We start from the raw sequence: 15,039 nt of genomic DNA, 5'->3' as shown, positions 1-15,039 counted from the left end.
TCCAAAATAGAGAAAGAACATGGACCTGCACCGTCGTCACCACCGTGATAGGTGGTGGTGCGACGACTGGTTAGATAGGCCAGTGTGATAATCTGTGTCCGGTCGCGTTGCACCGCCGATTGGGCGAGGCGGGGGGAGTTGGAGTGCGAGCATGGTGCCGGTTACGTTTCCGGCATTATTCGCCTCGTTGGGGCGAACGTTTATTCACCGGCCGGTCCGCTGGCTGGGTTTTCGGTTTGCGAGGCATACGTTCTCCTTGGGAGCATGTTATGCATTAAACACGAAATTTCTGACAGGTCCCCGTCAGATTTCGTGTTCACTGTTTGTCAATGGGCGTTGGGGGGCGTGTGCGTCTGTCGGACTCGAACTGCCGCAATCTGCGTCCAATCCCCCGTCCCCATTTCCTCCCCAAAACCTCGTAACCCCCTTGATTCCAAACGAATCGCGTTTCCCCTTCCTCGCACCAACTCCCCGTTTTGGCATCGGTTCTGTAGGTCTCACTTCTTCCTGCAATATCTCGCAAATGACCGGCTGGTAAGGCAAGCCGGGATTTTTGCGTGGATTCTGATTGTTCGTGATACGCCCCAAATCTCACCTCTTCCCACCTAAAATCGTGGCCGGTCCCCCATTTTTTACCCGAGGATTCCCCACGGATGGCATCAATTCAGAAGGTGGCGAAGGGCTGGCGCGCGCAGGTGATGGTCGATGGTCAGCGCGATAGCAGGACGTTTGATACGAAGGCGGCCGCGATGGCATGGAGTGCGCAGCGGGAGACGGAGCTGCGGTCGATTGCCAACGGCTCAGGTAGCAAGACGCTGACGGTTGGCGATGTGCTCAAGGAATATGAGCTGAAGGTGAGTCCGACCAAGCGCGGGGCGAGGTGGGAGAAGCTGCGGTTACCGTTGATTGGGAACCGGGTGATTGGCGGGCGGAAATTTGGGGATATCAAGCTGGCGGAACTTCGGCCGAGTCATATAGCGGCATGGCGGGATGCGCGGATGCGAGAAGTTTCAGGGGCGTCAACGTCGCGAGAAATGTCGTTGATGTCACATGCGTTTCTCGTGGCCCGGAAGGAGTGGGGCTGGCTGGTGACGAATCCGATGGCGGAAGTGAAGCGTCCGCCGGAACCGCCAGGCCGCGAACGATCGATATCCGAAGAAGAAATCGAGTCGCTGCTTACAAGCATGGGCTACGAAGAAGGACTGCCGGTAGAAAAACCAATGCAGCGCGTGGCGGTAGCATTCCTCTTTGCAATAGAGACGGCCATGCGTTCCAGCGAAATCCTGACGCTTACGGCTTCGTCGGTGAACTATAAGGGCAAGTTTGCGCGTCTGCCGATGACCAAGAACGGCACTGCGCGAAATGTACCGTTGTCATCCCGCGCAATTGAACTTCTGAAGATGCTCCGGCAGTGGATAAAGGCAAACCACTATTTGCCTTGTCCACTGCCAGCCGGGACGCGCTTTTCCGGAAAGCGCGCGACAGGTCACAGATTCCCGACGTCACCTTTCACGATACCCGTCACGAAGCTATCACGCGCCTAGCCAAGAAATTGCAGCCGCTGGACTTAGCTAGAATGACTGGGCATAGGAACATTTCTGAACTCATAACCTATTACAACGCGACGGCAACAGATATCGCGGGACGCTTAGGTTAATAGGCGGAGATTTATCTGTGCTGCATTCCTTCGCCAGTCTCAATTGCGTTAAATTTGCGATTGGCGGAAGTTCCCGCGGATGGCCCTAGGTTAGAGGAACCTACCGGGTTCCGCTTTCGGGCTTTGGGTGAGACTGTCTGCATTCGATCCCAAGCTGCCATTGGTCGGATGCCAAACGCGGGCAGGCTTAGGCCGAATCTTTCGCGACAAATCGGTGTGCGTTCCTGAGTAGGCCGTTTTACCCGGGGCGACCTGCGACTTTACGCTAACCACCTTTCCCGCTTTAATACGAGAGTTTGGTCGTCGCTGGAAGGGAGTTATGGGCTTCTTCGAACTTAATGCTACAGACATCACGGAGCTTGTTGCGGGAGACCTGCGTGAGTTAGTCGCCCGTCTGAGCGAAGCCGAGATGATCCAGCAGGGGCGTCGGTCGACGTGCGTTACTTGGGGAGGCGCGCAGGAGGCGCCCGACGGCGGGTTGGACGTGCGTATCGAGGATACCAGCCTGCCGTCGAACAACGGGTTTGTTCCACGTGGTATCTGCGGATTCCAGGTCAAGAAGCACACGATGGCCGGGACCGCATGCAACGACGAGATGCTGGAACACGGGGCGCTGAGGCCGGTAATCTCAGAGCTGGCCGATCAGAATGGTGCCTACATCATCGTCAGTGGCAAGGACGATTGTTCGGACAGCATGCTAGCGAGCCGATTGCGAGGGATGGCTAAGGCTGTTGCGCTGCTGCCCAACAAGGCGTCTCTGCATCTGGACTTCTATGGCCGTGATCGACTGGCGACCTGGCTTCGGCGGCATCCAAGCGTGGCGCTGTGGGTTCGCGCGCGTCTCGGTCGGCCCTTGTCCGGGTGGAAGCCTTTTGGGCGGTGGGCGGCGACTCCCCCGGGACAGGATGACGTGTTTCTGGTCGACGACCATCCCTGCGTGATCGACGCGAACTCGAGCGCGAAGGATCCCATGCCCGTATCCGAAGGCATCAAGCTGGCTCGCGAGCGACTGCGCTGCCCCGGCAGTGCCGTGCGTATCACAGGCCTCTCGGGAGTAGGCAAGACGCGATTCGCGCAGGCGCTGTTCGAGGCGGAGGTCGGCGAAGGGGCTTTATCTCCTCCCAGCGCAATCTACGCCGATCTAGGCGAGGACCTGGCGCCGACGGCATCCGAACTGACTTCATATCTCATCGCCAACGATCATGCCGTTCATCTAATACTCGACAACTGTCCGCCGGAGGTGCATAGGCGGTTACAGAAGCGAGTGTCGGAGAGTTGTGCCAGGCTCAGCCTGCTGACCATCGAGTATGACATCTCCGACGACCGCCCCGAAGAAACCGAGGTAATTCATCTTGAGCCGTGCAGCGAGAAAACGGTCTCCATGCTGATCCATAAGCGCTATCCGGACTTGGGGCAGTTGAACGCAGACAAGATCGCCGAGTTTTCCGGCGGCAATGCGCGCATCGCAATCGCGCTGGCAAGTCGGGTGGATGCGGACGAGACGCTGACAAACTTCTCCGACGAAGATCTGTTCCAGCGGTTGTTCAGTCAGCGCAAGGGCGCGTCGGATTACCTCTTGGAAAGCGCCGAAGCGCTCTCGCTTGTCTATTCGTTCAATGTGGCCGCGTCCGAGTTCAATGACGAACTTGGCATCCTGAGCACCATCGCTGGTCTCGAGCGCCGAGTGCTGCATCGGGGCCAGGCGGAGTTGCTGCGTCGTCAACTGGCGCAGCAACGCGGCGAGTGGCGGGCGATTCTTCCGCATGCACTTGCCAACCGTTTGGCGAAGCGGGCGCTGGAGAATATTCCCCCCGAATCGATTAATGCCGAGCTCCTGAAGACGGAGAACCGGCGTCTGTTCCGCTCATGCGCACATCGGTTGGGATACCTTCACGATTTCGAGCCTGCGCGTCGCTTGGCGCATAGCTGGGTGGCCCCTGGCGGGCCGCTGCATGACATCGGATCGTGCAAAGAAGAAAGCTTGTCTGCGTTGCAGTACATCGCGCCGGTCTTCCCGGAAACCGTGCTGCGGCTGATCGAAGACGCAGCAACCGGCCCCGAATTTGCCTCGCGTGAGAATCCGCACGTCAGCTTGTTTGTGCGCTTGCTGGGCCAGATCGCTTACGACGATGACAAGTTCAATCGCGCCGTAGCGGCCATGTTGAAGTTTGCCGAGGGTGAGAAGTCGGGCGAGAACAACAACAGTATCGTCAGACAGATGAGTCAGCTGTTCTCGTTGCACCTTTCGGGCACGCAGGCGCCACCGTCACGCAGGCGCGCCTTCGTCAGGGAGCTACTCGAGTCGGGTAGCCCGAGACATCGGGAAATCGCAGGCGAATTGTTCCACGCCGCCTTCGAGGCAATGCATTGGACGTCTTTCTCGATGTTCGACTTCGGCGCACGGAGACGAGATTCCGGTTGGCGTCCGCGCACGCGCGCCGAAGAACTCGACTGGTATGTCGGTTTCCTGAAGTTGCTGCGACCTGCGTTGGCAAGTGCCGACCCGGCCATGCATGAATGGGCGCGCTCATTACTGGCGGGACACTTTCGCGGCCTGTGGACATTCGCGGGCTGCTTCGATGAGCTCGAAGAAATCGTCCGCAGCCATGCTGCCGGAGGCAGTTGGCCGAGGATGTGGAGGGCCATCAAGCAGACGATTAGTTTCGACAGCGACGCCGCTCCTCCCGAGCTACGAACCCGTCTGGAGGCGCTGGAACGCCTTGCGGCGCCATCCGCCCCCTATTCAGAGATGGAGGCTTATGTGCTGGCCAATACTTGGGATCACGTCCAGAGCATAGGTGAGCTAGATACCGCCAGCGTCGACTCGATCAAGACGAAGATCGCTTCGCTGGGTGAGGTGGCCGCGGCAGAGCTAGGCTACTTGGAGCGATTGGGTCCCAGGCTCTGGGAAGGCAAGTTTGATGCGCTGTATCCCTTCGGTATTGGGCTGGCGCGGGGCAGCGCCGACATAATGGCCACTTTCGAGCATCTCTTGCACGTGGTGCAACGGCGGGCGCCCGCTGTGCTCCATCCGCTGGTGCTTCAAGGCTATATCAATGCGGTGCACGACATGGATCCCGGTTTGGTCAGGGCGATGCTGGAGCGCGTGCTGGATCATCCCTTGCTGAGGCCACATTTCATTTACCTGCTCGGCGCCTGCAAAGTCGCCCCATGGGGGGTTAGGAAGCTGCTCGAGCTCGCACGAGGCGGAGATTTCGAGCCTTGGCAGTTCCGGCAGCTCGCTTATGGCCGCATGCACGAATCCATTTCCGACGGCGAACTGTCGAAACTGCTCGCCGTTTTGAACAGGCGGGATGATGGCATCTACACTACGCTCGACATACTGGGGATGCGGTTCTTCGTCGGTAAGGACAGTACTTATGTGCCGAGCGAAGAACTGCTTTCGGTCGGACGCGGGACCATTCGCAATTTGCTGTCTGGCGAGTGGGAACGGATCGACCTGAGGCGCATCCTCGGGGCTGAGCGTATCGTCTGCCGTTGCCTATCTGCGTCTGCTCCGGAACAGGAAATCAGGGAGATCGTGAAGTTGCTCTGCGACGGAGTGGATGCTTTCCGTTTCTACAGCTCTAATCTCGATGTCATCATCACGACTTTGATTAGCAACTTCCCAGAGATTGTCCTCAGCGAGGTTTTCACGGGAGGAGACCGGGAGCGCCGATTGATCCATCATCTTTTCACGGATGGCCTGAGTCGTAGTTCACCGTCTCTAAATAGCGCCCCGGTGGCTCGCCTAGTCGCATGGTGCCAAGGTGATCAGGACCTGATCGGGCGCGTGGCCACTGCGGTGTGCGCATACTCAGCTGCTGAGGCAAGCGATGTTCGGCTGGAGCATCCGAAACGCGTGGTTCTCAGCGAGCCAATCAAGGCTTTGTTGGAAGCCGCAGTGGATAAGCAGGGCATCGTCAATACGATATTTTCGAGAATCCAGCCTATGAGTTGGTCCGGCTCGCGGGCTGACATCATGGAGATTCGGGGCCGGGCCTTCGCCGAGTTGCTGGAACACCTCCTGCCCGAAGTCCGGGATCTCGCAGCCAAGATGCTTGAGCGTATCGAGCAACTCGTGCGACGGGAACGGGAACGGGAAGCGGAAGAACACAGCTGGCGGGAGCAGCGATTCGAATAAGCTATGGGTGTCCGCTCCTGGCCGATTGTAGTCATTCCCCGTATAGCAGTTGATGAATTACGGGTAGTGGCGGCCGACTCAATTGTTGTGAAGAATCGGCCGGCTTGACTCAGTTCAGTTTGCGCGGGCGTCCGCCTCGTGTCTTGCGGTGCGAATCTACCCATGCGATGACTTCAATCGCTTTCCATAGGGGCTGTCCCATGGTGCCGCTGACGTGCGAGTTCGCGTCGCTTTTTGATTTCGCCCGGGTGGATGGAAGTCGAATTGGTGTCGGGAAGTCTGGAAGTGTGACTACCCGCTCAAGCACTACGGCTGGGGAGCGTTGCAGGTACGAGCCAATCGTCTTTGCGTTCCAAAGCTGAATCGCCAGCGGTAGCGCAGGGGATATCCGGTCCGCCACCGATTGGGCGAGATGCTCCACGAGACGGATGCTGTCGATTTCCAGGGGTAGTCGTCGAGGCTCATTCATGGACGTTCTCCCGCGTAGCCAACCAAAAGCATCCTAAATCCTGATTCCAAAAGACTTGGCATTGATCCAAGCTTGCACCTACCTATTGCGCTGCCTCAGAAGCGAGCACTATTGCTCTTGGGGCGTCGTCGCCGAGTATGTGATCGATAGGATGACGTTCCGGGACCGTGATTCCTCGGCTTGTCCAATAGCGTTTCTCGTTCATCTTGTGCTCAGCGAAGTTTTTTGTCAGGTACTTACCGAGGCGCGGCAGCAGAAACAGGACGAGTGGCAAGTGAGCGATGTATGGCGTGCGCATAATGTTTTGCTATGATCCTCGCCGGGGGACGAAGCTCAAAGGGAAGCCCCTTTTGCTCGTCACACGGGGGGGAGTTGGAACGATCAACCGAGGAAGCCCATGAAGAAGCTTCTCGTAGTTCTGTTTGCTTGGTTATCAGCGACCGCAAATGCTCAGGGCAACAACTGCGACTGTCAGCAGATTGTTGGCACATGCTCTGTGTCCGTTAGCGTCATTCCTACCGAGTCCAAGAAGGGCAGTTATGGCGCCGATCTGAAGTTCACTTCAAGCGCTCCCATTTGCTCGAAGGTCGATTATTACGTCGACGGAACGCCGTACTTCACGATCTTGAGCCAAGGCAATCACGGCGAAGATCGGGTCTTCGGTCAAAAGCCGATCACACGCGCCAACCTTTCCGACGTTTCATGTCGCGTTTGCAAGAGAGCAGGGGGCGCATCCCCGGAAAAGCAGCCCGGCGATGCGGGGCAAACACAAGTCCCAGAAGCAAGTCTGGCTGGCCGTTGGCTGATGACTGTGAGTTGCAGTTGGACGCTTTCCGACGAACCATTCGAAGTGGTCGACTCAGGCGGCGGACAATATGCGCCGCGTGGGTCGATTGGAAACGGCGACATCCAAGGTGGCTCCATTGGACGGGGCGAGTTTCACGTTGTCACGAAGCACTGGAGCAACATCGGAGATTACGTCGGCCGGCTCACGTCCGACACCACTGCCGCAGGCGAAATGCGCCAAAACGCTACGGCCGAGGTTTGTCGTTGGACGGCACGAAAATCTTGACCCCCAGGAGAGCAGACCCTTCCAGCAACCGGGGACGGTGTACTCGTCCCTCCATTTTCTCCGGACCACGTCAGTCTTGGAGAATGGCCTCGACTGCTTCCGTTGAACAATACCGCCGTTTGAACTCGCCGGGCGTCGGGGCGGCGCAGACTCGAATGCGGTCATGGCATTGTAGTGACGCCACCACTGCTCGATCCCAACCGTCGCACCATGCGCGTTCGAAACCACTCAAGGCGGGAGCATTCATTTCGGAACTTGCGTGAAAGCTCTCATGCGCGCCGTTCTACCAAGGCTTATCAGGACCACTAACCATATCGGCGTCGCTCACTCCCACTCGAAGGCCTTTTTTTTCCACTCGTAGGCGAAACCGAGAGCGAGCAGTCCGAGGAATGCGAGCATTGCTGCGAAGCCGGTGAGGCCTGCTTCGCGAAGCGAAACGGCCCACGGGATGGTGAAGGCCAATTCGATGTCGAAAATGATGAAGAAGATCGCGACGCGATAAAAGCGCACGTCGAACTTCTTTCGCGCATCGCCGAATGCGTTGAACCCGCATTCATAAGGTGACCCTTTGGCGGCGTCCGGCCGGTCCGGACGTATGGGCTTTGCCACCACCAGCAGGCCCGCGCCGATAAGCAACGCGAGCAGAAGGAAAAGAAGGGCCGGGTAATATTCGGAGACATCCATCAGGCTACCATGCAGGAAGAAGGACGGGCCGACGAGGACGTTCGCGCCAGAACGCAATCGCCTCGCCGGTCGGAAGTACCACGGGAACGTCGGTCGATTACGATGAGAGTTTCATCAGCACCAGTCCGCTGACGATCAGTGCAGCAGCGGCAATGCGAGCCACGCTGACGATCTCGCCGAGCATGACGATGCCGACGACGAATGCACCCACGGCGCCAATGCCGGTCCAGATGGAGTAGGCGGTGCCCAGCGGGAGCGTTTTCATGGAAACCGACAGCAGTCCAAAGCTAGCGGCCATCGTCACGAACGTGACTAGAGAGGGGAGCGGTTTTGTGAAGCCGGCGGACTGCTTCATCGTGAACGCCCAAAGCACTTCCAGAACACCTGCAAGCATCAGATAGATCCAAGCCATACGGCTCTCCAAAAAGAGCCGGGCCGTCCCGGACTGTATCGTCAACCGGTGAGGTCGTCCTCACGTCCGACACTATACGAGGTCATCGAGGGCCGTGCAACGTGCCCGCGACGTGCCGGGCCTTGAAGTCGGCGGATCGTTTCTCAGCAGCCACTGGCCGCGCTCGTGAAGTCGAACCCGAATGCCAATCGCGCGGACACGCCCACTATTTACCGTCGTCACCGATTTCGCGGTGAATATGACACATTGCGGCAATTTGCCGCTGCGAACGCCCCGTACCGACGATGCCACCGGCGTGAGCGATAAATCGTCGTCATGTCCCTGGCGGTATCGATCCGGGGGAAGACAATTCGGGGCAAGGCTGTTAATATACGTTTCGTAGCTATTTCGTATATTTGGAGCCTGCAATATGGGTATCGTCAAGATCTCGGAGCAAATGCACGAGGCGCTGCGCAACACTAGCGGTGCCCTCAGCCGCTCGATTAACGCGCAAGCCGAGCATTGGCTGCGCGTCGGCATGCTCGCCGAATTGAATCCGACGATGAGCTATGGCGAGATTTGCCGTCGTCTCATCGAATCCGATGGCGCCCCGGTCACCGAGGCCGGAGCTGTCGTTTCTCCAGCAACTGGTGCACCCGTCACCGTATTGAACAAGGTGGCCTAATGGTGCGCGAACGCGTTGTCATCCGCTCGAACGAAGAAATTGCCCTGTCGCGCCGCGCCGGGGAGTTGGCCGCGCAGGTGCTCGCGATGATCGGCGAGCATGTGAAGCCCGGCGTTACGACCGACGAACTCGACCGTCTCTGTCACGATTTCATCGTGAACGAACTCAAGGCGATCCCGGCCAACATCGGTTATCACGGCTATCCGAAGACGGTGTGCGCCTCGGTCAATCATGTCGTTTGTCACGGCATTCCCGGCGACAAGAGGCTGCATGACGGCGACATCGTGAACATCGACGTCGCCCTGATCAAGGACGGCTGGTTCGGCGACACGAGCCGCATGTACTACGCAGGCAAGCCGAGCATTCTCGCCAAGCGTCTGGTCGACACGACCTACGAGGCGATGCTCGCAGGTATTCGTGCGGTACGCCCGGGGGCGACGCTCGGCGATGTGGGATACGCGATCCAGACGGTGGCGCATCGCGAAGGTTTCAGCATCGTGCGCGACTATTGCGGCCACGGGATCGGCACCACGTATCACGACGACCCGCAGGTGCTGCATTACGGCCGTCCGGGCACGGGGCTGACCCTGCGTCCTGGCATGATCTTCACCATCGAACCGATGGTCAACGCCGGTAAGCCGGACACGAAGCAACTGGCCGACGGCTGGACCGTCGTCACACGCGACCGCTCGCTTTCCGCGCAGTGGGAGCATATGGTGGCCGTCACGGAGACCGGCTTCCAGGTACTCACACAATGGCCGGACGGCCTCGGGGAATATGCGCGTTACGGCGCGCTCGATGGCGGGGGCGCCGCGGCGAACGCCGCCTGACGCCGTCGGAAGTCGAATGGAAAATGGGGCGCAGAAATGTGAACTGCGTCCCATTTTTGCACCCGACGCTCAGACGTCGTCCGGTGCGCCCTCCAGATCGAGAAGGCGATTCGCATAGCGATGGTAGATCCATCCGTTGCCCGCGCAGATGACCGCCATCCACACGACGGAGATCACCGCTTGCAGGATCAAGGCGGCAAGCACCAGCACGGTTGTGCTGGTCGTCATTCTCACCAGCAGTTCGACGACGACCAGAACGATGAGCGCGCCGACGATCACCGGCAGGGCAATGGCGACGCCGGTGCCGAATATCGACCAGAAATGGCCGCGCGTGTCCTGCCATGCGGCGCGCCAGCGCTTGCTGCGACCGGCGCCGATCTGCGCCAGAATCAGCGAGAGCCGGATCGCGACGAACACCACCAGACAGATCAGCAGAACGAGCAGCGTGAGGACCAGCGCCGACGAATTGCCATGGCCCGATACCCGCAGCGCCAGCACGGCAATGACCATGATCGCCGCCGTGACCACGCCGAAGCCGACGCCGATCTGTATCGACGCCCACACGTAGCGCCCGACATCGCGATACCACGGTGTCGCACGGGCAATGTCCGGGCCGAGAATGACGTGGCGCAGGGTATGAACGGCGAGTATGGAGAACGCGACGACGTTTACGAGACCAATGCCCATCGACGCGAGCGCAAGCTCAAGGCGATAGGCGGCGGACATGCCGGTTTGCGCGGCGGTGGCGGCGAGTTGTTTGACGGAGGTGCCGAGCGCCAGCGTGACGAGAATGACGACCGCAATCGAAATGGTAAGCAGCGGCCGATTGCGTAACGCGCTGAAACCGTCGATCCATGCTCCTTTGAAACACTGCTTGAACGTTATCGGTTCCATGTTTCCCCTTTGAGCCAATATCGCTTCGTTGATCGAAGCTGTCTGACGCCGGTGCGTTACAACGCCGCCATTCTTGCAGATCGGCTCAGGACTGACAATTATGGGGCGCAGGGAGTGCTGCGGCGGAAATGAGGGGGAACGAAGGGAATGAAGGAGGGAGGGGCGGCCGTTATGTGGTCGTTATGCGGCCGTTATGCGGCCGTTACGCGGGCAGAGCGCCGGGACACCAAGTCGGGGTCCCGGATCTTCAATACGATGAACAACGCTTACGCCGTCATGACCTTGCGCAGCACTTCCGCGTGCGTGACGACGCCGACGAGTCGCGCCGCCTCGTCGAGCACCGGCAACGTGCCATGACGTTGCGTCACGAGCAGCGGCACGAGTTCGGAGAGCGGCATCCCGGCAGTGGCCGACTTCAGATCGCCTTGCATCAGATCACGCACTGCGGGGCGCTGAGCGCCGGCACCGAACGACATCGCGAAACGCGGCCAGCGTTGGCGACGCGCGCGACGGGTGTGCAAATCGTGCCGCGTAACCAGCCCGATGACGCGTGCTTCGCCATCGACCACGGGCAGGGCGTCCAGCCCGTGACGCTGCAACAGACGCCACGCTGCGGGGACTTCGTCGTGCGCCTGCACCTTCGCGAGCGGCGGCGCCATGACGTCGGCAGCGGTCAGCTCGTGGGCACGGCGTGCAAAAGCTTCACGCTGCGTATCGCGCAACAGGCTCGCCAGATCGTCCGCCGAAATGTCGAGCAGTTCGCGGCGTCGGGCGAGTGCCTTCTCGGCGTCCGCCGTCGTGACCGGGATGGCCTGTGCATTGACCGCACGCGCCGGTGCCTGCACCCGTGTCGCGTGCGGATAACGGTGACCGGTAATCGCGTGATAGGCGATTGCGGAGCCGAGCAACATGACGGACTGCAAGGCGATCGGTTCGAGCACGAAGCCGTAGCCGAGCGCATGGACGGACGGGCCGCCGAGTACGGCCGTGAGCGCGACGGCGCCCGAGGGCGGATGCACGCAGCGCAGTGTGAACATCAACGCAATGGACACGCCGACTGCCGTTGCCGCCGCCACAATGGGCGAAGGAATGAACATCACACAGGTCACTCCGACGAGCGCCGCGACAAGATTGCCGCCAAGAATCGACCAGGGTTGCGCGAGAGGACTGGCAGGCACGCCGAAGAGCAGAACGGCCGATGCTCCCATCGGGGCGACCAGCCAGGGAATGTACGTCGCAGGACCGAGCAGCCACAGCATCAGGCCGCCGGTCAGTGCGATGCCGCACAGCGCCCCGATGCCCGCGCGAAGCCGCTCGCGCCAGTGCACGGCCGCCACGGCAGGCAGGAACCCCGCCATCCAATCCCTCACGTCACGTCGTGTCATTGCCATGTCGTCCCGCTCCATCTTCCGCACCCGTTTGGGGCGGGTTCTTGATATTTTGTGCATGATATATCGTATATCGATGAATTGGGAGGGTATGAGCGCGTGATTTTAATGCTGCGCCGCAGCGAAATCAGTGTCCCGAGCCAGCCAATCCGGAAGTGGTGCACCGAATGGAGGAAAACGGGACGTGATGGGCGCGAAGCTTGCGGGGCAAGGCGCGAGGCGTCGGCGGTTTTTGAGGGAGGCGGGCGGGAAGTGGTACGAACGGGCGCCGGGGAAACGAAGCGCGGCAGGGCCGGGACCCTGCCGCGTGGCTGGCAAATCAGCGGAAAGTTGCGACGTCGAATGTCATGGACGCCACGTGCTCATCAGTGTCCGCCCACGATCTGGACGATCACGCCCGAGCTGTTGACGAGCAGGAAGTCGGCGCCGACGCCAACCCAGTGATGGCCGCGTTTCGGCGGATCGAGGTGATATTGGCGGTAGTCGTCGACCCGGTACTGCGCGTCGCGATATTGCTGCGGCACGCGGTCGCCTTTGCGCCAGTCGGGGTGTTGCCACGACGAATCGTTGCCCGGACCGCCCCGTGCCTGCGGCGGCGGGCCGCCATGCTGACCCTTCTGCGGGCCGTGCCCGGGTGGCGCGCCATGCGGACCACCGGGACCGCCGGGACCACCCTGCGGCGGAGGACCGCCCTGGGCCAGGGCGAGCGATGAGGAAACCGCCAGACCGGCGGCGAGGCAAAGCGACAGTGTCTTGCGCATCTTCATTGTTTGCACTCCTTATTTCGGTACCTTGTCAGGTCCAGGGACCGAACGCGGGGGAAGCATTCGAGATGACTTGCCAGCAACGGCCGTTGCCTTTGTGCCGTTCGTATCGCACACAAATGCGCTAACCGTGTGCCCATCCTACCATCGTCGGCAAAAAAAGCGCCCGGGCACGCCCGGTGTCGTTTGACATGGAGCATGCGCCGGGCAAGCAGGGACGCAGGGAAGAAACCTTTTTGTCGACCGGCCGTGCACGGTCCGAGAGGTGCATCGAGACCGGCGGCTCGCCAGGCGAGCGTTGGGGGCAGGTCGGCACGCCTCTCGTCTTGGGGGCACGAGCGCGGCCGCCGGTTCGATGCATTCGTTACGGCACGTTCGGTGGGTGTCCTCCGGCAGGACACTGCCGGTCAGCGGGCAGCGACGGACGCGCGGCTCGGGCCGAGTGGGTCAATCGAGCCGAGCGGGCCGGTGGAACCGGGCGCGCTGGCCGTCGGCGTTACCGGCGCGGCGCCCGAGCCGTTCGCCGGCGTATCAGACGTACCAGGCGTATCAGGCGTATCGGGGGACTTGGTCGACTTGGGCAGGTCGCCCCAGCCCCCGCCCAGGGCGCGGATCAGGTTGACGGTCGACACCGCCTGCGCGCCGGCGAGCTGTACGGCGCTGCGTCGCGTTTGCAGCACGGTCCGTTCGGCGTCGATGACATCGAGATAAGCGATCGAACCTTCCTGATACTGCGTGCGCGAGAGTTGCGCGGCACGGCTCGATGCCTTGACTGCATCGTCCTGAGCGCGCGTTTGCTGCGCGAGCAGACGCAGGTTCGACAGGTTGTCTTCGACTTCCTGGAAGGCCACGAGGACTTGCTGACGGTACTTCGCGACGTCTTCCTCATACTGCGCGCGGGCACGCGACAGGTTGCCGCTGAGCGCACCGCCGTCGAAGATCGGTATCGAGAGCAGGCCACCGACCACCGGACCGAGCAGGAACGTGCGGCTCGACCAGTTGAACAGGTCGCCAAGCGTGGCGGCTTCGAAGCCGCCCGAGCCGGTCAGCGAGAGCGACGGGAAGAACGCGGCCTTCGCCACGCCGATACGCGAGTTCGCTGCGGCCATGGCGCGCTCGGCGGCGGCGATGTCCGGCCGCCGTTCGAGCAATGCCGAGGGCAGACCCGCCGGAATGCGGACCGTGACGGGCTCGAGCGGCGAGGGGGCGAACGTGAACTCGGCCGGCGTCTTGCCCAGCAGAATCGCCAGACTGTGCTCCGAGGCGGCACGCAGACGGGCAACGGCGAGGGCGTCCGACTGCGCCGTTGCCAGTTCGGCCTTGGCGCGCGCCACGTCCAGCTCGCCGATGTCGCCTTCGGTAAAGCGGCGCTGCACCAGCTTCAGCGCCTGCTCGCGCAGGATCACCGTTTGCGTGTACAACGCCTGTTCGGCGTCGAGTTCGCGCAGATTGAAGTAGTTCTGCGCGACGTCGGCTTGCAGCGCCAGTTGCACCGAGCGGTACAACGCCTCGCTTTGCTCGGCATCCGCCCGCGCGGCGGCGACGTTATCCGACACACGGCCGAACAGATCGACTTCGTAGCCGACGCTCGCCTGCGCACGCCACAGCGTGTACGGTGCGATGTTCGTGCCGTCCGGCAGCAACTGCGACGCCGGCGAGATCTTCTGGCGCGACGGGCCGAACCCCGCGTCGAGCGTCGGGAACAGCGCGGCACGTGCCTGACGCTGCACGCCGCGCGCTTCCTGCACGCGGGCGGCGGCGGCCTTCAGGTTCTGATTGGCGGACAGGGCGTCGTCTTCAAGCTTGTCGAGCGTGGCGTCGCCGAACACCTTCCACCATTCGCCGCGCGCCATCGCCTCCGACGGCTCCGCGGTCTTCCACGTGCCGGCTTCATTGGCCGGCAGCACGGCTTCCTTGAATGCCGTGGGCGTGCCCTTGCCGGGCACACTCGGTACTTCGTACGTGGGGGCCATCGAGCAGCCCGCCACCACCAGCAGGGTGGCGAGAAGCCCCGACACACCCAGACTGCGTTTCATCCATTGCGATTGCATGATTGGCATC

13 protein-coding genes and 1 pseudogene are annotated in these 15,039 nt (G+C 61.1%); 6 read left to right on the top strand and 8 right to left on the bottom strand.

Going from position 1 to position 15,039, the window contains the following annotated elements; genetic code table 11:
- The first annotated feature begins 653 nt into the window (after positions 1-653).
- From AB870_RS12580 to AB870_RS12575, 3 genes are all read left to right on the top strand, one after another.
- Positions 654-1,544 (top strand): tyrosine-type recombinase/integrase, encoded by an 891-nt coding sequence (locus tag AB870_RS12580; RefSeq protein WP_237169931.1) that lies wholly within the window; start codon positions 654-656, stop codon positions 1,542-1,544.
- Positions 1,439-1,657, top strand: a complete 219-nt coding sequence (locus AB870_RS27340) for a tyrosine-type recombinase/integrase (protein ID WP_250637612.1) — start codon at positions 1,439-1,441, stop codon at positions 1,655-1,657. Before AB870_RS12580 ends, AB870_RS27340 begins: the two co-directional genes overlap by 106 nt.
- A 319-nt stretch (positions 1,658-1,976) precedes the next feature.
- Positions 1,977-5,801: a hypothetical protein gene (locus tag AB870_RS12575; protein WP_197683843.1), complete on the top strand. Its 3,825-nt coding sequence runs from the start codon at positions 1,977-1,979 to the stop codon at positions 5,799-5,801.
- 109 nt (positions 5,802-5,910) lie between these two features.
- Here AB870_RS12575 and AB870_RS25605 read toward each other — a convergent pair whose 3' ends face one another.
- The gene (locus AB870_RS25605) at positions 5,911-6,270 is read right to left on the bottom strand and encodes a hypothetical protein (protein WP_084663657.1); all 360 of its coding nucleotides are present in this window, start codon (positions 6,268-6,270) and stop codon (positions 5,911-5,913) included.
- Between the two features lie 397 nt (positions 6,271-6,667).
- Between AB870_RS25605 and AB870_RS26370 the strand changes: the two genes are divergently transcribed.
- The gene (locus AB870_RS26370) at positions 6,668-7,342 is read left to right on the top strand and encodes a hypothetical protein (RefSeq protein WP_064674824.1); all 675 of its coding nucleotides are present in this window, start codon (positions 6,668-6,670) and stop codon (positions 7,340-7,342) included.
- 70 nt (positions 7,343-7,412) lie between these two features.
- Here AB870_RS26370 and AB870_RS27110 read toward each other — a convergent pair.
- The 3 genes and pseudogenes from AB870_RS27110 to AB870_RS12565 form a co-directional block, all read right to left on the bottom strand.
- Positions 7,413-7,652 (bottom strand): annotated as a pseudogene (locus AB870_RS27110) (integrase core domain-containing protein); the annotation flags it as partial.
- Positions 7,653-7,666: 14 nt separating this feature from the next.
- A complete protein-coding gene (ndhC, locus tag AB870_RS12570) occupies positions 7,667-8,026 on the bottom strand; it encodes an NADH-quinone oxidoreductase subunit A (RefSeq protein ID WP_047904981.1) in 360 nt (119 codons plus the stop codon).
- A gap of 97 nt (positions 8,027-8,123) precedes the next feature.
- Complete coding sequence (locus AB870_RS12565; RefSeq protein ID WP_047904980.1) at positions 8,124-8,438, bottom strand: DMT family transporter; 315 nt, start codon at positions 8,436-8,438, stop codon at positions 8,124-8,126.
- A 409-nt stretch (positions 8,439-8,847) separates the two neighbouring features.
- Between AB870_RS12565 and AB870_RS12560 the strand changes: the two genes are divergently transcribed.
- Positions 8,848-9,102: a ParD-like family protein gene (locus AB870_RS12560; protein ID WP_047904979.1), complete on the top strand. Its 255-nt coding sequence runs from the start codon at positions 8,848-8,850 to the stop codon at positions 9,100-9,102.
- Positions 9,102-9,932, top strand: a complete 831-nt coding sequence (gene map, locus AB870_RS12555) for a type I methionyl aminopeptidase (protein ID WP_047904978.1) — start codon at positions 9,102-9,104, stop codon at positions 9,930-9,932. The genes AB870_RS12560 and map overlap by 1 nt, the downstream gene beginning before the upstream one ends.
- 69 nt (positions 9,933-10,001) lie before the next feature.
- Here the strand turns inward: map and AB870_RS12550 are convergent, their stop codons facing one another.
- The 4 genes from AB870_RS12550 to AB870_RS12535 all read right to left on the bottom strand — a co-directional run bounded on the left by AB870_RS12550 (position 10,002) and on the right by AB870_RS12535 (position 15,029).
- Positions 10,002-10,826: a hypothetical protein gene (locus AB870_RS12550; RefSeq protein ID WP_047904977.1), complete on the bottom strand. Its 825-nt coding sequence runs from the start codon at positions 10,824-10,826 to the stop codon at positions 10,002-10,004.
- 266 nt (positions 10,827-11,092) lie between these two features.
- Positions 11,093-12,211, bottom strand: coding sequence for an HPP family protein (locus tag AB870_RS12545; RefSeq protein WP_047908145.1), 1,119 nt, complete (start codon positions 12,209-12,211; stop codon positions 11,093-11,095).
- Between the two features lie 368 nt (positions 12,212-12,579).
- Positions 12,580-12,981 (bottom strand): RcnB family protein, encoded by a 402-nt coding sequence (locus tag AB870_RS12540; RefSeq protein WP_047904976.1) that lies wholly within the window; start codon positions 12,979-12,981, stop codon positions 12,580-12,582.
- A 404-nt stretch (positions 12,982-13,385) separates the two neighbouring features.
- A complete protein-coding gene (locus tag AB870_RS12535; RefSeq protein WP_084663655.1) occupies positions 13,386-15,029 on the bottom strand; it encodes an efflux transporter outer membrane subunit in 1,644 nt (547 codons plus the stop codon).
- Positions 15,030-15,039 lie beyond the last annotated feature (10 nt).

This window comes from Pandoraea faecigallinarum (genome assembly GCF_001029105.3).
Classification (GTDB): Bacteria; Pseudomonadota; Gammaproteobacteria; order Burkholderiales; family Burkholderiaceae; genus Pandoraea; species Pandoraea faecigallinarum.
Note: the sequence above shows the minus strand (reverse complement) of the source record. Positions and strands in the feature narration are given on the sequence as shown.